The sequence below is a fragment of the Streptomyces sp. NPDC057565 genome, from assembly GCF_042801455.1.
Lineage (GTDB): Bacteria > Actinomycetota > Actinomycetes > Streptomycetales > Streptomycetaceae > Streptomyces > Streptomyces yanii.
This window is the reverse complement of sequence record NZ_JBHVFU010000010.1, coordinates 180,474-200,425: the sequence shown is the minus strand read 5'-3', so window position 1 is coordinate 200,425 and position 19,952 is coordinate 180,474. Positions and strand designations below refer to the sequence as shown.

At 70.7% G+C, this 19,952-nt stretch carries 11 protein-coding genes; 3 read left to right on the top strand and 8 right to left on the bottom strand.

Features of this window, described 5'->3' with window-relative positions:
- Positions 1-28: 28 nt before the first annotated feature.
- Both ACFU8W_RS21170 and ACFU8W_RS21165 read right to left on the bottom strand, forming a co-directional pair.
- Positions 29-3,436: a glycosylhydrolase-like jelly roll fold domain-containing protein gene (locus ACFU8W_RS21170; RefSeq protein ID WP_384039313.1), complete on the bottom strand. Its 3,408-nt coding sequence runs from the start codon at positions 3,434-3,436 to the stop codon at positions 29-31.
- Positions 3,437-3,644: 208 nt separating this feature from the next.
- Positions 3,645-6,212, bottom strand: coding sequence for a beta-L-arabinofuranosidase domain-containing protein (locus ACFU8W_RS21165; RefSeq protein ID WP_384039310.1), 2,568 nt, complete (start codon positions 6,210-6,212; stop codon positions 3,645-3,647).
- Between the two features lie 239 nt (positions 6,213-6,451).
- Here ACFU8W_RS21165 and ACFU8W_RS21160 point away from each other — a divergent pair, with 239 nt between their 5' ends.
- Positions 6,452-9,427 carry a glycosyl hydrolase gene (locus ACFU8W_RS21160; protein ID WP_384039307.1) on the top strand — a complete coding sequence of 992 codons (2,976 nt, stop codon included), beginning with the start codon at positions 6,452-6,454 and terminating at the stop codon, positions 9,425-9,427.
- 247 nt (positions 9,428-9,674) lie between these two features.
- Here the strand turns inward: ACFU8W_RS21160 and ACFU8W_RS21155 are convergent, their stop codons facing one another.
- The 6 genes from ACFU8W_RS21155 to ACFU8W_RS21130 form a co-directional block, all read right to left on the bottom strand.
- On the bottom strand, positions 9,675-10,811 hold the full coding sequence (locus ACFU8W_RS21155) for a LacI family DNA-binding transcriptional regulator (RefSeq protein WP_384039304.1): 1,137 nt from the start codon (positions 10,809-10,811) through the stop codon (positions 9,675-9,677).
- Positions 10,808-11,128 carry an L-rhamnose mutarotase gene (locus ACFU8W_RS21150; protein WP_384039301.1) on the bottom strand — a complete coding sequence of 107 codons (321 nt, stop codon included), beginning with the start codon at positions 11,126-11,128 and terminating at the stop codon, positions 10,808-10,810. Before ACFU8W_RS21150 ends, ACFU8W_RS21155 begins: the two co-directional genes overlap by 4 nt.
- Before the next feature lie 79 nt (positions 11,129-11,207).
- The gene (gene rhaS / locus ACFU8W_RS21145; RefSeq protein ID WP_384039298.1) at positions 11,208-12,293 is read right to left on the bottom strand and encodes a rhamnose ABC transporter substrate-binding protein; all 1,086 of its coding nucleotides are present in this window, start codon (positions 12,291-12,293) and stop codon (positions 11,208-11,210) included.
- A 115-nt stretch (positions 12,294-12,408) separates the two neighbouring features.
- On the bottom strand, positions 12,409-13,443 hold the full coding sequence (locus ACFU8W_RS21140; RefSeq protein WP_266989690.1) for an ABC transporter permease: 1,035 nt from the start codon (positions 13,441-13,443) through the stop codon (positions 12,409-12,411).
- Positions 13,436-14,491, bottom strand: a complete 1,056-nt coding sequence (locus tag ACFU8W_RS21135) for an ABC transporter permease (RefSeq protein ID WP_384039295.1) — start codon at positions 14,489-14,491, stop codon at positions 13,436-13,438. Before ACFU8W_RS21135 ends, ACFU8W_RS21140 begins: the two co-directional genes overlap by 8 nt.
- The gene (locus ACFU8W_RS21130) at positions 14,488-16,017 is read right to left on the bottom strand and encodes a sugar ABC transporter ATP-binding protein (protein ID WP_384039291.1); all 1,530 of its coding nucleotides are present in this window, start codon (positions 16,015-16,017) and stop codon (positions 14,488-14,490) included. The genes ACFU8W_RS21135 and ACFU8W_RS21130 overlap by 4 nt, the downstream gene beginning before the upstream one ends.
- A 387-nt stretch (positions 16,018-16,404) precedes the next feature.
- Here ACFU8W_RS21130 and rhaI point away from each other — a divergent pair, with 387 nt between their 5' ends.
- Positions 16,405-17,565, top strand: a complete 1,161-nt coding sequence (gene rhaI / locus ACFU8W_RS21125) for an L-rhamnose isomerase (protein ID WP_345517160.1) — start codon at positions 16,405-16,407, stop codon at positions 17,563-17,565.
- 165 nt (positions 17,566-17,730) lie between these two features.
- A complete protein-coding gene (locus ACFU8W_RS21120; RefSeq protein WP_384039288.1) occupies positions 17,731-19,770 on the top strand; it encodes a bifunctional aldolase/short-chain dehydrogenase in 2,040 nt (679 codons plus the stop codon).
- The last annotated feature ends 182 nt before the right edge of the window (positions 19,771-19,952 follow it).

Here is a 19,952-nt window from a genome sequence, read left to right as displayed (position 1 = left end):
AGAAGGGGTGACCGGTACGGTCCGGGCGTCAGCCCAGTTCGACCGTGAGCGGCAGGCGCGGAAGCAGCTTCACCGGGCCGAGCAGGCCGGAGGGCAGGGGCTTGTTCCGCTCGTTGGAGAGGGTGTTGGACACCCGTACCGAGAGCTGGTTGACGCCCGGCTTGAGGGCCTCGGTGACGTCGACGAGGTAGGGGGACCACAGGGCCGGGGCGAGCTTGTGCCCGTTGACGGTGACCTCGGCGACCTCGCGGACCGTGCCGAGGTCGAGGATGTGGTGCCGCCCGGCCAGGGCGCGGGCGTCGAGGGTGACGTCCTTGGTGTAGGTGCCGCTGCCCGAGTACAGGCGGGCGATGTCGCTCCAGTCGGCCAGGGGGCGGGTGACGGGTTCGGCGCCTTCCTGGGCAAGGGTGAGCGTCCAGTCGCCGTCGAGGGCGATGGGGGTGAGCTGCTCGGTGACGCGGGCCGTCCCGGAGCGGATGTGATTGCCGTCGCGGGCGGTGAGGCGGTACGTGCCGGGGGCCTCGCCCAGGGCGGTCACCCGCAGCCTGTTGCCGTGCCGGGTGATGCCGGTGACCGGCAGGCCGCCGGTCTCGGTGAGGTAGGGGGTGTCCTCGGCCTTCCGGCGCACCACGACCGCGAGGGTCTCGTAGGGGGACAGGGTGAGCCGCACCCGGACGCCCTTGGATGTGGGCAGGCCGCGCACCAGGGCGGGACCGGTGGCGCCGGTCGCCGGGTCCCACACCTCCGGCACGCCCTGGGCGGGCAGCAGGGCCTGGGTGGTGACGGCCGTACCGCTCTCGTTGTTGAACAGGAAGGCGACGTCCTCGCCGCGCCGGGTGCGCAGCACCCGCACGGTCTCGGCGGCCGGTTCGAGGACCGCCGCGGCGGCCCCGGCCGCCTGACAGGCGACGCCGAGCCCGGCGCCGTCCGCGACCCGTACGGTCTTGCCCCGGCCGACGGTGCGGCTGCCGGGGCCGGACGGGAAGAGCTCCGCGAGGGAACGCCTGAGCGTGGTGTTGTCCCCGTCGGCGGCGAGGGCGGGCAGGTCGCCCACGGCGATGAGGGTGCCGCCGCCCCGGACGAACGAGGTCAGGGTGTGCACCGCGGCCGTCTCAAGCACCGGGGTCACCGGCAGCACCACCAGGTCGTAGGAGGCCTCGCCGACCCGGAGCGCACCCTCGCGCGGCTCGGCGTGCGCGAGCAGGTCCGGGTCACCGGCCAGGGCGCCCTCGTGGACCAGGTCGAAGTCGACCTGGGCGCGCTCCAGGGCGAACGCGGTCTCGTCGAAGGCGGCATCGACCTCGCCCTGGCGGGTGGTGGCGGTGAACTGTTCGGCGGCACGCTGCGGTTGCAGCAGCGCGGTGCGGGCGCCGGAGGTGCCGCGGGCCAGCTCCATGACCCGCCCGATCCAGGCGGTGATCGGAGGCATTGCCCACCACCAGGGGTTGCGGGGGCCGAACGGCGGCGCGAAGTAGACATGGGTCTCGTCGGTCCACAGCGCGTGCAGCGCGGTGAAGTTGATGCCGCGGGTCGCGTACGCGCCGAGCAAAGCCCGCATGAAGTCGGGGGCGACCTGCCAGCCCATGTTGCCGAAGGCCTCCATCAGCACGCGCGGGCGCCCCATCTGGTGGGCGACGGAGGCGGGGTTGCGCGGGTCCATGGTGGGCGTGTCGAGTTCGTACTCGGCGGTGATCGCGTCGCCGCCCGGGACCTGCGCCCACTGGTTGACCTTGTGCAGGTCGCCGGTGGACTGCATGCGCTTGGAGGGGGCCGTCTCGTCGTAGAGGGGGTTGGTGATCAGGCTCACGCCGCGGTCGCCGTACCAGGTGGCCTGCTTGGCGAAGTACTGGGCGAACCGGTTGGAGACGGCCTCCCAGTAGCGGCCGTGCAGGATCCGTCCCTGTTCGCCGAGGTCGTCGAAGGCGCTGGCGTAGGCGGCGCCGGGCTCGGCGCCGACGGCCTTCAGTTCCGCGGCGAGCGTGGGCGACCAGGGCCGGCGCTTGAAGGGGTGCGGGGCGGCGGAGGCGATGAACGGCTCGTCGTCCCAGAAGCCCTTGATCACGGAACCGAAGAAGCGGCGGAAGCGGCGGTAGTACTCCCCGGGCACGATGTCGAGGAAGAGTTCGACGGGCTCGTCGTCGAGGAGGTCGGCGTACCCGCGCGTGTAGCCCTTGGAGTCGTCGGTGAGCGTCGCCCCGCCGAACAGGTCGATCTGCCAGCGCCCCGCGGGCACCTGCCAGGTGCCGTCGAGGTGCCCGGTGAGTTCGATCAGGTCGCCCGCGTCGGTGGAGCCCACGGGGCGGGCGGTGGCGGCGACCGGGCGGGCGGCGTCCTTGGGCAGGTCCCGGACGGTGAAGTCGCCCGCGGCGGACGGTTGGTCGAAGGTCTGCTGGTAGAGGGCGGTGCCGTCGGCGGCGGTGACGGTCAGGTTGTCCCACAGGGAGCGCTGCCCGTCCCGGGCGTGCACGCCGACGCCGCCCTGGACCAGGGTCTCGTCGGTGACGGTGCCCTTGTCCTTGCCGTCGAGGGTGACGGTGACCGTGGCGCCGGTGACCTTGACGGCCAGGGTGTGGAACTTGGTCTTGTTGAAGCCGTCGGTGCGGGTGGACCGGGCGAGCTGGGTGACCAGGGTGCCGGCGACTCGGCTGATGGTGACGACACCGGTCTGCTCGAACTCCACCAGCAGTGCGTTCTCGCCCGCCGCCGAGGCCTTCACCAGCATTCCGGCCGCGGTGACGTCGGGCTTGACGCTGGCGGAGACGGTGCAGTCGCCCCATCCGGCGCTGTCGCTCAGCACGGCGGGGCCCGCGAGGACCGCCGCGTCGGCCACCAGGCTCCCGGTGTCGACGCCGACACCGGTGGTCCGGGTCGGGCGCACGCTCGTCGGTCCCTGGACGATGTGCGTGGAGCGCCACAGGCCCTTCAGGCGCAGGTCGGGGCGGGCCTGGTAGGTGCGTGAACCGACGGTGCCGCCCTGGGTGATGAAGTAGCCGGCCCGGCCGCTGGGGAAGTGGTTGTCGTTGAAAAGCCACACCTTCATGCCGGTCTTCTCGGCGGTGGTCAGCACGTGCTCGATGATGTCGAACCAGCCCTCGGTGAAGAAGGCCGGCTGCATCTCGGCGTTGTCGTAGGGGAAGACGATGACCTCGTACATGCCCTTGGAGCGGAGGTCGGCCATCTGGGTGTCGACGAGCTCGTTGGTGACCGGGCCGTTCCAGTACCAGTACACGGCGGGCCGGCTGTCGCGGCTGGGGTCGGCGAAGTCGACGTCGCCGAAGGCGGGCAGGGACGTCACGTCGGAGTGCCCGGAGGCGAAGGCGGGCAGGCCGTTCAGAGCGCCGCCGGTGACGGTGGCGGCGGTGAGCGCGGCCAGGGTCACGAAGCGGCGCCTGGTCAGGCGGGAGGCGCCTTCGGGAGAGCTGAAGATGTGCGACATGGCTGTGCGCTCTGCTTTCTGTGCTGGTCTGCGAAGGGACGGCGCGCCACGGTTTTGCGTGACGGCACAGGAGAATGACGATCTGTCATGCCCGGGGACGACGGCGTCCGGCCGCCGGCACGGGGGGCGGCCCGGATCACGCCGGGCCCCCGCCGGCCGAGGGCCCATGCTCCTCGGCCGATCGGTCCTCAGCCGTCGGGGGACGGCCTCATCTGCGTGCCAGCGCCGCCATGTCCTGCGGCGACAGCACCCGGTTGTGGATGCGGAAGTCCGCCACGGCACCGTGCAGGTAGGGGTGGGTGGCGTTCTGCGAACGCCCCAGGTAGTTGCGGCTGGTCTCGCCGAGCAGCAGGGGTGAGCAGACCATGGCCTCGTTGCGGCCGGTCTCGGCCCCGTCGATGTACAGCACTCCCGTGCCGCCGCCGAGGGTGAGCGCCACATGGACCCACCTGCCCTGCGGCAGCGACACGCCGGAGTCCACGACGTCCTCGCCCTCCATCCCGGCGATCTTGAGGGCAGCCCGCGGGAAGCCCTTTCCGGTGCGGGCGGCGAGGAAGAGATAGGTGCCCTTGTGGTAGCCGAGGTCGAAGATCCGTGCCGAGTTGGCCACCGAGTCCAGGCGCGTCCAGGCACTCACCGTGAGCTCGGTCAGGCCGGTCAGCAGGCCGCGCGGCAGCACGACATGGCCGCCCGCACCGTCCAGGGCCACCGCTCCGGCCGCTCCGCGTCCGGCGGTCCATGCCGCGCCCTCGGCAAGCCGGCCGTCGGGGTGGTGTCCGGTGGTGTCGGCGACAGCGGCTCCGGCACCCTCGTCGAGCAGGTAGCGGGCGATTTCTCGCGGGCCGTCCTGGCGGGGCGGGCGCGCGAAGTAGACGTTGTAGTGCTGGTGGTGGACCTGGTGGAAGGGTCGCAGGGTGACTGGCCTCCCGTCCGCGCGCGCTGTGAACGCGGTGCCCCCGTCCGTAGCCGGCCGTACCGGGCCGCCCTCAAGGGTGGGAATCGTCACGGACCCGGTCGTCCCGTACTCACCGGCCAGCACCAGCGGTCCGTAGGACAACCCCACCACGTGCGGGTTGTCCGGGGCAGGGCGTTCCACGACCTCGCGGGGCAGGGTCATCTCGACGGTGTCACCGGACCGCCACTGCCGGTCGAGTGTCGCGTACGTCCCCGGCCTGACGTCGCAGTCGACGGTGCGGCCGTTGACGGTGATACGGGCGGTCCGGCGGCGCGTGCCGTCGGCGAGCCATCCCGGTATCCGTATCCGCAGCCGGAACCGGGACGGCGAGCCGGTGACCGTGAGCCTGACCCGCCCGGACTCCGGATATCCACCACCTTCCTGACGGATCGTCACCTTCTGTTCCTGCCAGTGCAGTTCGGAGGGGATGAAGAGGTTGACGTAGAGCTCGGGGCGGTCGGCGCGGGCCGAGTGGAAGTAGATGCTGTCCGCGAACTTCGTGTGGGTCTCCAGGCCGGTGCCGTGGTCGCAGGAGAAGTTGTCGTAGTCCCCGCTGTAACTGCCGGGCGCGGCGCCCAGACCGCCCTTGGGCTGACGCTGCGACCCCGCCCACAGGCCGGTGTAGTAGGTGACGAAGCCGTGTTCGGAGTCGGGGTCCTGCTCGCCGAGCATCTGGTTGTACAGGGCCCATTCGTAGTGGTCCATGCGCTCGGCCCGGGCGGGGTCGTGGAGGAACAGCCGCCGCCCCAGCTTGAGCATGTTGTACGTGTTGCAGTTCTCGCAGGTCTCCTCGGACAGCCGGCTGACAATCTCGCCGGGCGGGCCGAAGAACTCCTGGTTGGCGTTGCCACCGATGACGTAGGAGTGGTCGTGGACCACGATGTCCCAGAAGTTCGAGGCGATCACGCGGTAGCGCTGCTCGCCGGTCGCCTCGTACATCCGGGCCGCGCCCACGATCTTGGCGATCTCGGTGTTGGCGTGCCGGCCGTTCAGCTCGTCGCGCCCCTCGGCGAGCGGACCGAACAGGTCCTCCTGGTCGAAGCGGCGGGCCGTGCGCAAGGCCGCCTGGCTACCGGTGGCCAGGTGCAGGGCGGCGAGCACGTCGTTCATGCCGCCCCACTCCACCCGTCGCACGTGGTCGAGCTGATCCGGGGTGAGCGGGGCGGTGCGGCGGTCGGCCCAGGCTGCCATGGCTTCGACGAGGCCCAGGGCCCGCTCGTTCCCGCACAGCTGGTACTGATCGAGGAGACCGGCCATGATCTTGTGGATGGTGTAGTACGGCGCCCAGGGCTTCGAGCCCGCCTCCAGGTCGGCGAAGACCTTCTCGGGGAAGGCCGAGAGGTAGCCCTCGCCGTATCCCGCTGCGGGGGACGCGGCCTGACACTCCGCCAGGGCCTCGACGATACGACGACCCTTGTCCGCGTACCGGTCGTCCCCGGTGCCGGCGTGCGCGAGCGCGAGGCCGGACAGCAGGTGGCCGGTGCTGTGGCCGCGCAGCTGAACGCCCGGGGCCTCCCAGCCGCCGCAGGGCTGCGCGCTCGACGGCAGGCCGACGTTGGTGCGGAAGGTGTGCAGGAGACGGTCGATGTCGACGGCTTCGAGGTAGGCGCAGGTGCGCCGCATGTTGTCGCGGAAGGGGCTGTTCAGCAGCCGTACCGATCCCGGCGCGAACTCGGCCAGCGCGGGACTGGAGGGCGTGGACCCGGCCCGGGGCCCGTGGCCGTCGGTCGCCGCGGCAGGCGCCCCGGCGACCGCCCAAGCTCCGACCGCCACCCCGGTTCCGATCACGAAGCGTCTTCGCGTCAGGTTCTGTCGTGGCATGCGGCGACTCCTCTGCACAGCAAGAGTTGAATCGTTTTTTGGACGACGGCCACTCTGAGGGCGGAGATCGCCGCGCGTCAAGACGTACGCAACAGCTCTTTCCTTCACCCCTATTGCCTTGAGTACACCGAGCACGTAGATTTCCGCCGCGTTAATTGAATCGTTTGAACGGCGTTTCAAATGAACCTGCGTTCCGGGTCCCGGTGCTGCGCGCCCCGGTGGGCCCGACAAGGAGCAACATGAGCCTGCGACGGCGAACCGTACTGACGATGGGGGCCCTGGCCGGTGCGGCCGCGACTTCCCTGCCCCTGACGGCAGTTCCCGCGGCGGCGGAGGAAGGCAAGGGCAGCACCGTGCCGCGCGGCTTCGGCGACCCCGAGTCCGGCGTGCGCCCCAAGTTCCGCTGGTGGTGGCCCGACGCGCTGGTGAACACCCGTGAGATCGCGGACGAGATCGGGAGCATCGCCGCCGCCGGTTTCGGCGGCGTGGAAATCGCGGCCGTCACCCACAGCCTCAGCCAGCAGATCGACGCCCAGCGCCACGGCTGGGGCACCCCCGCGTGGACGGCGGCCGTCGAGGCCGCGCTGCGAGCCGCGAAGCGGCACGACGTGGTGGTGGACCTGACGGTCGGCCCGGCCTGGCCGGCCGCGGTTCCCTCGATCACCCCGGACAGCACCGCGGCGGCCAAGGAACTCGCGCACGGCCAGGCCGTGGTGGCGCCGGGCGAGACCTACTCGGGGCCGCTTCCGGCTGCCGTGTCCGAGGCCTCCGAGGATGTCACCGTCCAGCGGCCGCTGCTGGTGCAGGCCGTCCGGGTCGCCACGGGCAGCTCGGCCGGCGCCGTCCCCGTCGTCCTGGACCAGTCCAGCGTCACCGACCTCACCTCGGCGGTGCGCGGCTCCACCCTGACCTGGACCGCGCCCGACGACGGCAGCTGGCTGGTCGTCGCCTACTGGGAGCGCGGCTCCGGCCAACGCCCGGAGGGCCCGGCACACACCGCCCCGCTCTCCTACGTCGTCGACCACTTCAGCGACGCGGGCACCGGCGCCGTCACCGGCTTCTGGGAGAAGCACATCCTCACCCCGGAGATCCGGTCGCTGTTGCGCGACGTGGGCGGCGCGCTGTTCGAGGACTCCATCGAGCTGGAGACCGACGCCACCCTGTGGACCCCGAAGCTGCCCGCCGAGTTCGAGCGCCGCAAGGGGTACTCGCTGCTGCCGTACCTGGCGACCGTGGTCGAGAAGAAGGAGAAGCCCGTCTTCAGCTTCGGCCCGGCCGTCGACAAGCCGGTGCGCAGCGACGTCATGGACGTCATCACCGAGCTGTACATCGAACACCACCTGCGTCCACTGCAGAACTGGGCACACACTCTGGGCCTGAAGCTGCGCATACAGCCGTACGGCCTGGAGACCGACGCGATCTACAAAGCCGCGATCCTGGACATCCCCGAAGGCGAGTCCCTCGGCTTCAAGAACCTGGACGACTTCCGATGCCTGGCGGGCGGCCGGGACATGGGCGGCCGGCTCGTCCTGTCGAACGAGGCCGGCGGTGTGGCCAACGGCGCCTACTCGACCACCTGGTCCGCCACCTTGAAGAAGCTGGTCATCCAGTACGCGGCCGGCGTCAACCAGGCGGTGTTCCACGGCTTCGCCTACGCCGACGCGCCCGGCGCCGCCTGGCCGGGCTTCGCCGCCTTCTCGCCGTACAGAGGCGGTGCCGGGTACGGCGAGGCCTGGGGCCCGCGCCAGCCGACCTGGCAGCACGCCGACATCGTCGCCGACTGCCTGGCCAGGATCCAGCAGGTGCTGCAGACCGGGGTCAATCGGGTCGATGTGGGGGTGCTGCGGCAGAAGGGCTACGCGGGCTCCGGGCTCGGGGCACCGTGGTTCACCGGTGACGGTGTGCCCGTCGGCTGGACGCACACCTTCCTCAGCCCGCGTCTGCTCGACCTGCCCAGTGCCGTGGTGCGCAACGGCCGATTCGCCCCCGACGGCCCCTCCTGCAAGGCGCTGGTCGTCGACGGCGACGTCATGAGCGGCCGTGAACACACGCTCCAGCTCGATGTGGCCCGGAGACTGGTCGCCTACGCGGACGCGGGTCTCGCGATCATCCTGATAGGCAACTGGTCGGACGCGCACGTGCCCGGGATGCCCGCCGCCGCGGACGACAACACCCGGCTGCGCGAGCTGCTCGTGGAGCTGCAGAAGCGGCCCACCGTGCACACCGTCGCGGACCGCCCCAACGTGCCCGAGGCCATCGAGGCGCTGGGGCTGCGGCGCGACGTGGAGTACGCCCAGTCATCGATGCTGCTGCACGCACACCGCCGGGACGACGACGCGGACTACTTCTTCTTCGCCAACGACGCGGTCAGCAAGAAGGGGTCGACGGGTTCCCGGATCCGTCACGATGTCACCCTGACCGGCCATGTCCGCGGGGCAGTCCCCCACCTGCTCGACCCGTGGACCGGTTCGGTCACGCCGCTCGCCGCGTACACCCGCACCGAGGACGGGCGGATCCGTCTCACCGTGGACCTGGCGCCCGGTGCCGTGAGCATCGTGCGGCTGTCCCGGCCCACCGGTGGCGTCTTTGCCCGGCACGTCACCGCCACCCACGCCGACGAGGTGGTCACCGCCGACGGCCGGACGTTCGAGGTGCGGGCCGCCGCCGCGGGCGTCTACCGCACCACGTTCGACAACGGGCGCTCGGTGAACGCCGTCGTCCGGACGGTGCCGGCGCCGTTCGCCCTGGAGTCGTGGAAGCTGGACGTGGAGGACTGGCAGCCGGGCTCGAAGGCCACCGAGACCGTCCGTGTGCGGCACCAGCTGTCGCTGCCGGACGGACTGCTGCCGTGGTCGCAGATCATCGGTCTGGAGGACGTGTCGGGCGTGGGTACCTACCGCGCGGCGTTCACCCTGGGCGAGGAGTGGACCGAGGGGACCGGGGCACGGCTGGAGCTGGGCGAGGTCTGCGACACCTTCCGCATCCGCGTCAACGGCCGAGACCTTCCGCCGGCGGACCAGGTGACGCGGGTGGTGGACCTGGGCTCGCGGCTGCGGCAGGGCTCCAACACCGTCGAGGTGGAGGTGGCGACGACGCTGCTGAACCGGCTGCGGGTGGCCGACGCACCGGTGTTCGGCGCCGCCACACGCCAGGCGTACGGGCTGCTGGGCCCGGTGCGGGTGGTGCCGTACGGGACCGCGACCGTGCACGCGTGAGCACGGCATCGCGGTGAGCACGCGGGCCGGGGCGGTGACCAGGTGTCCCCGCCCCGGCCCGCCGTGTTGTACGGGGAGGGCTGAGAACGGGTGGCGGCCCGGGGCGGCCGGGCGGCACGGGCATGGCAGAACGCAGAACACCGGGGTCCGCTCCCCCGGCTTCGGGAAGCGGACCCCGGTGTTTCCAGGCCCGGCATTGCGGACCCCGGCGCTCCGGACCCTGGTGCTCCGTGGCCCCCGGCGTTCCTCAGCCGCCGGCCGTGCTCGACTGCCGTACCACCAGCTCCGGCGGGAGTACCACGTGTTCGTGCCGGTGCTCGCCGGCCTTCTCCCCCGTCTCCTGCAGCAACAGGTCGGCGGCGATGGAGCCGATGGCGTAGGCGGGCTGACGCACCGAGGTGAGCGGCACGGTGGCCGCGGCCGCGAACTCGATGTCGTCGTAACCGACGATGGCCATGTCGTCCGGCACTCTCACCCCCGCGGTGTAGAGCGTCTGGAGCACTCCCAGGGCCAGCAGGTCGTTGGCGCAGAACACGGCGGTGGGCCGCCGCGCCAGCCCCAGCAGGCGGGCCCCGGCGTCGCGGCCCGCGGCCACGTCGAGGCGGTCGGTGGGCAGTTCGTGCAGTGCCTCGTGGGGCAGCCCCGCCTCGTCGAGGGCCGCCAGGGCGCCCGCCCGCCGGTCCTGCACCTGTTTGAGGTGCTCCGGCCCGCTGACGAAGGCGATCCGGCGGTGGCCTGCGGCCGTCAGGTGTCTGATGGCCAGAGCGCCGCCTGCCACGTTGTCGACGGCGACCGAGCAGCCCTCCTCGTTGCCGTCCACCCGGTCCACGACCACGAAGGGAATGCCGAACCGGCGGAACTCGCGCAGTGTACGGCCGCTGGAGTCGGCGGAGGTGACCAGTGCCCCACGCACCCGTTGCTCGGCGAAGAGCGCGAGGTAGTCCGCCTCCTCCTGGACGCTCTGGCCACTGTTGCAGACCATGACGCCCAATCCCGCGTCGCGTGCGGTGCGTTCGGCGCCGCGCACGACGTCGACGAAGAACGGGTTGCCCATGTCCAGGACCAGCAGCGAGACGATACGGCTGCGGCCGGCCCGCAGTTGGCGTGCGGACTCGCTGCGGACGTAGCCGAGGCGGGCGATCACCTGCTGGACATGGCGGCGGGTCCGGTCGGAGACCCGTTCGGGGCGGTTGAGCACATTGGAGACGGTGCCGACGGAGACCTTCGCCTCCCGTGCCACGTCCTTGATGCCGACTGCGGACCTGTCGCCCGTCGTACGCCTCGCCAAGGCGCCTTCTCGGTCGGCTCCGCGGATGACGGGGCCGTCGGTCGGCGGGAACGGCAGGGAGCCGTCCGTCCCGGAGAAGCCCAGCCCGGTTCTCATGGCAGGTGGAACACCTCCGTGAGGGGGAGCATGGCGGCGTCGGGTGCCCGGCCGTCCAGCTCCTCGAAGAACTCGGACATCTCGGCCTGCCACCGCGCGTTCACGTCGGTGGCGTCCATGGCGGCGCGGGCCGCGTCGAAGTCCTCGGTCTCCAGATAGCCGACCAGCAGACCGTCCTCGCGCAGGAAGAGCGAGTAGTTGTGCCAGCCGGCCGCGGAGAGCGCATCGCGCATCTCGGCCCACACGTGCTGGTGGCGTTCGCGGTACTCCTCGGCCCGGTCGGGCCTGACCTTGAGCAGGAAGCAGACACGCTGCATGTCATGTCCTTGATGGGTGCGTACGGAGGTGGGACCGCTTCCCCGCGGTCGCGGCGGAGCGGCCCCACCTGTGCTGGGATCAGAACTTGTACTGGTCGATGTTCTTCGCGTCGAAGACGGTCGGCTTGCCGAGGGAGACCACACCGTCCTTGCCGATGGTGTAAGTCCCCATGCCGCCGGCCTTGAAGGTCTGCCCCTCGGCGCCGGTGATCTGGCCCGACTGCAGGGCGACGGCGGTGCGGGCAGCGAGCTCACCGAGCTTGTTCGGGTCCCACAGCTCGAAGGCGTCGACGGTGCCGTTCTTGACGTAGGCACGCATGTCGTTGGGGGTGCCCAGGCCGGTCAGCTTGACCTTGCCCTTGTACTTGGAGCCGGACAGGTACTGGGCGGCGGCCTTGATGCCGACGGTGGTCGGGGAGATGATCCCCTTCAGGTCGGGGTACTCCTGGAGCAGGCCCTGGGTCTGCTGGAAGGACTTCTGGGCGTCGTCGTCGCCGTAGGCGACCTTGACCAGCTTGATGTCCTTGTACTCGGGCTTCTTCAGTTCCTCCTTCATGAAGTCGATCCAGGTGTTCTGGTTGGTGGCGGTCTGGGCGGCGGACAGGATCGCGATCTCGCCCTTGCCACCGATCTGCTTCGCCAGCTGCTGGACCTGGGTGCGGCCGAGGTCCTCCGCGGAGGCCTGGGAGACGAAGACCTGGCGGCAGTCGGCCTTGGTGTCGGAGTCGTAGGTGACGACGCTGACGCCGTTCTTCATCGCCTGCTTCAGCGCGGTGCACAGGGCACCGGGGTCCTGGGCGGACACCGCGATGGCGTTCACCTGCTGCTGGGTCAGGGTGTTGACGTAGGAGACCTGGCCGGAGGTGTCGGTGCCACTGCTGGTGCCGACCTCCTGGTAGGTCGAACCGAGCTCCTCGACGGCCTTCTTGCCGGCCGTGTCGGCGATGGTGAAGTACGGGTTGTTGACCTGCTTGGGCAGGAAGGCGATCTTCAGACCCTTCTTGGTTTCCGCGTTGGCGTCGGCCTTTCCGGTCACGGCGGAACCGGACTTCTTGTCCGTGTCGTTCTTGGTGGTGCCGCCGCAGGCGGTGGCGCCCAGGGCGAGAACGGTGACGGTGGCGACGGCGAGGGTGAGTCGACGGGTTCTGACGATGGCGAGAGACATGAGCGTCCTATCGTTGCGAAGTACGGCTTTGTACGGGGGTGTTGCCTGGTTCGGGGCACGGCGGACGGTGCCGCTCCGCCTCCCCGGAGGGGCTGCCGACGGCGTCGGCGTCCCTTCAGGAGGTGGCAGCCGGCGGTCTCAGGGGAACCGCGGTCGCCTTTCTGCGAGCCCTGCTCTGGGCGATCTGCCGGCCGACGCGCGGGGCGAGGACGGAGACCACCAGCAGGACACCGGTGACGACGATCTGGGACTGGGCGGAGACGTTGAGCAGGCTCATCACGTTCTGCAGGGTGCCGAGCAGGAACACACCGGCGATCGCGCCGCCGAGGGTGCCCTTGCCGCCGTCGAAGTCGATGCCGCCGAGCAGGACCGCGGCGATGACGGAGAGTTCGAGGCCAGTGGCGTTGTCGTAGCGGGCGCTGGCGTAGTGCAGGGCCCAGAAGACACCGGTGAGCGCGGAGAGCAGACCGGTGGTGACGAACATGGACAGCTTCAGGCGCTTGACACGGATGCCGGCGAACCGGGCCGCCTCCTCGGACGCGCCGATCGCGAACAGCGAACGCCCGACGGGGGTGGCGTGCAGGACGACCACCGCGATGGCCAGCAGCACGAGGAACGGCAGTGCGGCATACGGGATGAAGGTGTCGCCGATCCGGCCCGCGCCGAAGTCCAGGTACTGGGAGGGGAAGTCGGTGACCGAGTCGGAACCGAGGATGATCTGGGCGATGCCCCGGTAGGCGGCCATGGTGCCGATGGTGACGGCAAGGGAAGGCAGGCCGAGGCGGGTGACGAGCAGTCCGTTGATCAAACCGCAGACCACACCGAGCAGCAGGCACAGCGGGATGATCGTCTCGATGCTCATGCCCTCGTTCCACAGGGCACCCATCACCGCTCCCGACAGGCCCGCCGTGGAGCCCACCGAAAGGTCGACCTCGCCGGAGACCACCAGCAGCGTCATGGGCAGCGCGATCAGGGCGATCGGCAGGGTGTTGCCGATCAGGAACGAGACGTTGAGCGCGTTGCCGAAGTTGTCGACGAACGAGAAGGAGCACAGCAGCAGGACGACGAACAGGGCGCCCACCGCGGTGTCCCAGCGCACCGCGCCGCCGAGGCCGCGCCGGGCCGTGGCCTTCGTAGTGGTGTCAGTCATGGCGGGCACTCCTCATCTGTGCGGCCTTCTTGCGCAGCACTGCGGCGACCCGCAGGGCCAGGATCCGGTCGACGGCGATGGCGAGCAGCAGCAGGATGCCGTTGATCGCGGTGACCCAGACCGAGCTGACGCCGATCGCGGGGAGCACGCTGTTGATGGAGGTGAGCAGGACGGCCCCGAGCGCCGCTCCGTAGACGCTTCCGGAGCCGCCGGTGAAGGCGACGCCGCCGACCACGACGGCGCTGACGACGGTGAGTTCGTAGCCGTTGCCGGTGGCGGAGTCGACGTTGCCGAAGCGGGCGAGGTAGAGGGCGCCGGCGAGTCCGGCGAGGGCGCCGCACAGGAGGTACGCGGTCATGATGCGGCCCCGTACCGGAACACCCGCGAGACGGGCCGCCTCGGGGCTGGAGCCCAAGGCGTACAGGTCGCGTCCGCTGCGGTAGCTGCGCAGGTAGTAGCCGACCGCGAGGAGTACGACGAGGGCGAGCAGGGCGAGGTAGGGAACCGCCCAGATGCCGTCGTGGCCGAAGCCGACGAAGCCTTCGGGCAGCGCGTCCGCGGTGATCTGACGGGAGCCGACCCAGATGGAGTCGATGCCGCGGATGATGTAGAGGGTGCCGAGGGTGACCACGAGGGCGGGCACCTTGCCGAGGCTGACCAGGGCGCCGTTGAGGAGCCCGAAGAGCGCTCCGAGCGCGACTGCGAGCAGTACCGCGAGCAGCGGGCTGCCCCCGCCGTTCAGCCAGTTGCCGGCGGCGAAGGCGGAGATGCCGAGCACCGAGCCGACCGACAGGTCGACGTTCCGGGTGATCACCACGACGGCCTGGCCGGTGGCGACGAGGGCCAGGATGGTCGCGTTGAGCAGCAGGTCCTTGATGCCCTGCTCGGACAGGAACTCACCGTTGTAGATCTGGGTGGCGCCGAGCATCACCACGAGCACGGCGAGGACTGCCAGTTCGCGCGCCTTGAACATCTTGTCGATGAAGGTGCGCGCGCCGGCGGTCCGGGATGCGGGTGCGCTCCGCACCGGTTCGGCGGTCGTGGTCATGCCGCGTCCCTCCCTCGGGCTGCGCGGCCGGTGGCCGCCGCCATCACGGTCTCCTCGGTCGCCTCCGCGCGCGGTATCTCCGCGGCCAGGCGGCCCTCGTGCATCACCAGGACCCGGTCGGCCATGCCGAGGATCTCCGGCAGGTCGGAGGAGATCATCAGCACCGCGACGCCCTCGGCGGCGAGCGAGGAGAGCAGCCGGTGCACCTCGGCCTTGGTGCCGACGTCGATGCCGCGGGTCGGCTCGTCCACGATCAGCACCTGGGGCGCGGTCGCGAGCCACTTGGCCAGGACGACCTTCTGCTGATTGCCGCCCGACAGGGTGCCGACGACGTCGGCCAGTCGGGCGTACTTCACCTGGAGCTTCACGGCCCAGTCGACGGCGCGGTCGCGCTCGGCCCGGCGGTTCATCAGGCCGACGCGGGTGGTTTCGGCGAAGCCCGTGAGCCCGATGTTGCGTTCGATGGACATGTCCATCACCAGGCCCTGGGCGCGGCGGTCCTCCGGGACGAGGGCGAGGCCCGCAGCCATGGCCAGGCTCGGAGCACCCGGCTTGAGCTTCCGGCCGAGCACCTCGACCTCGCCGCCGTCCCAGCGGTCGACGCCGAACACGGCCCGTGCCACCTCACTGCGGCCCGCTCCCACCAGTCCGGCCAGGCCCACGATCTCGCCGCGCCGCACCTCGAAGGACACGTCGGTGAAGACGCCCTCACGGGTGAGCCGGCGCACCGTGAGCGCCGCCTCGCCCGTCTCGGTCTCCTGCTTGGGGTACAGCTCGTCGAGGTCGCGGCCGACCATGCGGCGCACCAGGTCGTCCTCGGTGAGTCCGGCCAGCGGCTCGCTGCTGATCCAGGTGCCGTCGCGCAGGGTGGTCACCCGCTGGCACAGCTCGAAGATCTCCTCCAGGCGGTGCGAGATGAACAGCACGGCGGCGCCCTGCTCGCGCAGCGTCCTGACGACGCCGAAGAGGCGGGACACCTCGCTGCCGGTGAGGGCGGCGGTCGGCTCGTCCATGATCAGCACGCGGGCGTCGAAGGAGAGCGCCTTGGCGATCTCGACGAGCTGCTGGTCGGCGATGGACAGTCCGCGGGCGGGCTGTTCCGGGTCGAGGTCGACTCCGAGGCGGGCGAAGAGGTCGGCGGCGGCCTGCTTCACCGCGCGGTGGTCGACCCGGCCGAAGGAGCGGGTGGGCTGGCGGCCCACGAAGATGTTTTCGGCGACCGAGAGGTCGGGGAAGAGCGTCGGCTCCTGGTAGATCACGGCGACGCCCGCGTCACGGGCGTCGGCCGGGCCGTGGAACTCCACCGGTGATCCGTCGAGCAGCACCGTACCGGTGTCGGGCCGGTGAACGCCGGCCAGGGCCTTGATCAGGGTCGACTTGCCCGCACCGTTCTCGCCGGCGAGGGCGTGGGCCTCTCCGGCGTACAGCCGCAGGGAGACTCCGCGCAGGGCCCGGACGGCGCCGAAGGACTTGCTCACCTCCTCCAGCGCGAGGACCGGAGTGGCATCCGGTTCGGGTTGCGTCATGTGTCTCTCCATGGGGGTCAGGGTCGGCCAGGGGATCTGTGCACGCCGAACCGTGCCGATGCGATCACCCGGCATGAAATGTTTCAGTGAGGTTGCCCGGAAGCTAGCCCTGCCCGCCCCTCAGGTCAAGGGGTCGACTTCGACGCAACGGGGCGAAACAGGAGAAGGGCAAGCAAGTGCACCGGCCAATCCCCCATGACCTGTACGGAATAAGGCCTGCCTGCGGGCTGCGGAAGACCAATAACACGATTGCGTAACGCGGCGGCCTTCAGCGCAGACCCTTGACGCCCACGAAACCCGGGGTTAGCTTTCCCGTGTAATGAATCGATTCACACATTTGTGTGTCTGCCGGCCCAGTTCCGGGCTGTCGCGCTTCCCGAGGTGAACATGACTGACATCGCTGCCGTGAAGGCCGCACTCGCCGGACAGCGGATCGAGACGCCGTCCTGGGGCTACGGCAACTCCGGTACCCGCTTCAAGGTGTTCGCCCAGGCAGGAGTGCCACGCACCCCGTGGGAGAAGCTGGACGACGCGGCGAAGGTCCACGAGTTCACCGGGGCCGCGCCGACGGTCGCGCTGCACATCCCCTGGGACAGGGTCGACGACTACGCGGCGCTCGCCTCGTACGCCAAGGAGCGCGGCCTGAAGCTGGGCACCATCAACTCCAACACCTTCCAGGACGACGACTACAAGCTGGGCAGTGTCTGTCATCCGGACGCCACCGTCCGCCGCAAGGCCCTGGACCACCTCCTCGAATGCGTCGACATCATGGATGCGACCGGTTCGAAGGACCTCAAGCTGTGGTTCGCCGACGGCACCAACTATCCCGGCCAGGACGACGTCCGCGAGCGCCAGGACCGGCTCGCCGAGGGCCTGGCGAAGGTGTACGAGCGGCTCGGCGACGACCAGCGACTGCTGCTGGAGTACAAGTTCTTCGAGCCCGCCTTCTACACGACCGACGTGCCGGACTGGGGCACGGCGTACGCCCACTGCCTCAAGCTGGGCGACAGGGCTCAGGTCGTCGTCGACACCGGGCACCATGCACCGGGCACCAACATCGAGTTCATCGTCGCCACCCTGCTGCGTGAGGGGAAACTCGGCGCCTTCGACTTCAACTCCCGTTTCTACGCGGACGACGACCTGATGGCCGGCGCCGCCGACCCCTTCCAGCTGTTCCGGATCATGTACGAGGTGATCCGCGGCGGCGGCTTCACCCCGGACGTCGCCTTCATGCTCGACCAGTGCCACAACATCGAGGCCAAGATCCCGGCGATCATCCGTTCGGTGATGAACGTCCAGGAGGCCACGGCCAAGGCGCTGCTCGTCGACCGTGCGGCGCTGACGGCCGCCCAGCGCTCGGGCGACGTGCTCACCGCGAACGCCGTACTGATGGACGCCTACAACACGGACGTACGTCCGCTGCTGGGCGAGGTGCGCGAGGAGCTGGGCCTGGACGCGGACCCGGTCGCCGCGTACCACCGTTCCGGCTGGGCGGCGAAGATCGCCGAGGAGCGGGTCGGCGGGCAGCAGGCCGGCTGGGGCGCGTGAGCGCCGCGGCGGATTCGTCCGGGCCGCCACGGGACCGCGAGCGTGCGGCGGTCCCGCCGGAACGGCATGGATCCGCCGCACGGCCGCCCGCCAAGGCGGCACGGTTCCCCGCGCCCTTCAGGGCTTCCGAGCACAAGCAGACACTCTCTCTTAAGGACTAGGAACATGGCTCCCCATCCCGAAGCCGCGGCCCTGCTGGCCCGGTCCCGCCGGCTCGGCGCCGACCCCCGCAACACCAACTACGCCGGCGGCAACACCTCCGCGAAGGGCACCGAGACCGACCCGGTGACCGGCGGCGACGTCGAACTCATGTGGGTCAAGGGGTCGGGCGGCGACCTCGGCACCCTGACCGAGGCGGGTCTGGCCGTGCTGCGCCTGGACCGGCTGCGCGCCCTCACCGACGTCTATCCCGGTGTGGAGCGCGAGGACGAGATGGTCGCCGCGTTCGACTACTGCGCGCACGGCAAGGGCGGCGCCGCCCCGTCCATCGACACCGCGATGCACGGCCTGGTGGACGCGCCCCACGTCGACCACCTGCACCCGGACTCCGGTATCGCACTGGCCTGCGCCGCCGACGGCGAGAAGCTGACCGCCGAGTGCTTCGGCGACAGCGTGGTGTGGGTGCGCTGGCGCCGCCCCGGCTTCCAGCTCGGCCTGGACATCGCGACGGTCAAGGAGGCCAACCCGCAGGCGATCGGCTGCATTCTGGGCGGCCACGGCATCACCGCCTGGGGTGCCACGGCCGAGGAATGCGAGCGCAACTCGCTGCACATCATCCGCACCGCCGAAACCTTCCTCGCCGAGCACGGCAGGGCCGAGCCGTTCGGGCCGGTCGTCGAGGGGTACGAGGCCCTGTCCGAGACGGAGCGCCGGGAACGGGCCGCGGCCCTGGCACCGTACATCCGGGCCCTCGCGTCGCAGGACCGCCCGCAGGTCGGCCACTTCACCGACTCCGACGTCGTCCTCGACTTCCTCGCCCGCGCCGAGCACCCCCGGCTCGCGGCGCTGGGCACCTCCTGCCCGGACCACTTCCTGCGTACGAAGGTCCGCCCGCTCGTCCTCGACCTGCCACCGGCCACGCCCCTGGACGAGGCGGCCGCCCGGCTGAAGGAACTGCACGCGTCCTACCGCGAGGAGTACGCCGCCTACTACCAGCGCAACGCGGAGCCCGACTCCCCCGCGATGCGCGGCGCCGACCCGGCGATCGTGCTCGTCCCCGGCGTCGGCATGTTCTCCTTCGGCAAGGACAAGCAGACCGCGCGCGTGGCCGGCGAGTTCTACGTCAACGCGATCAATGTGATGCGCGGAGCCGAGGCCGTCTCCACGTACGCGCCGATCGAGGAATCGGAGAAGTTCCGCATCGAGTACTGGGCCCTGGAGGAGGCCAAACTCCAGCGGATGCCGAAGCCCAAGCCGCTCGCCACACGCGTCGCGCTGGTGACGGGCGCGGGCAGCGGCATCGGCAGGGCGATCGCCCGCCGACTGGCCGCCGAGGGCGCCTGCGTCGTGATCGCGGATCTCGACGCGACGAACGCGCAGGCGGTCGCGGACGAGCTGGGCGGCCCCGACAGGGCCGTCGCGGTCACCGTGGACGTCACTTCCGAGGAACAGATCACCGAGGCGTTCAAGGCAGCGGTACTGGCCTTCGGCGGTGTCGACCTGGTCGTCAACAACGCGGGCATTTCCATCTCCAAGCCCCTGCTGGAGACCACCGCGAAGGACTGGGACCTCCAGCACGACATCATGGCCCGCGGCTCCTTCCTCGTCTCCCGCGAGGCGGCCCGCGTGATGATCCAGCAGGAGCTGGGTGGCGACATCGTCTACATCGCCTCCAAGAACGCGGTCTTCGCCGGCCCCAACAACATCGCCTACTCCGCCACCAAGGCCGACCAGGCCCACCAGGTACGGCTCTTGGCGGCCGAGTTGGGCGAGCACGGCATCCGCGTCAACGGCGTCAACCCGGACGGCGTGGTCCGCGGCTCCGGAATCTTCGCCGGCGGCTGGGGCGCGCAGCGCGCGGCGACCTACGGCATCGAGGAGGAGAAGCTCGGCGAGTTCTACGCCCAGCGCACCCTGCTCAAGCGCGAGGTACTCCCCGAGCACGTCGCGAACGCGGTGTTCGCGTTGACCGGCGGGGACCTCACACACACCACCGGCCTCCACGTCCCGGTCGACGCCGGCGTCGCCGCCGCCTTCCTGCGATAACGCAGACGCTGTCACCGGGCCGGGCACACCGCGCCCGGTCCGGTGACAGCCCGCCGACCCCGCCGGCGCCGGCCCCGCACCGCCGGCCCCGGCTTCCCCCGCACGGGGTACGTCCGGACGGTTCACCACCGCACAGGCCGTCCGGGCGTCCCCGTGCGCCCACGCCCACGGGTCCGCGGACA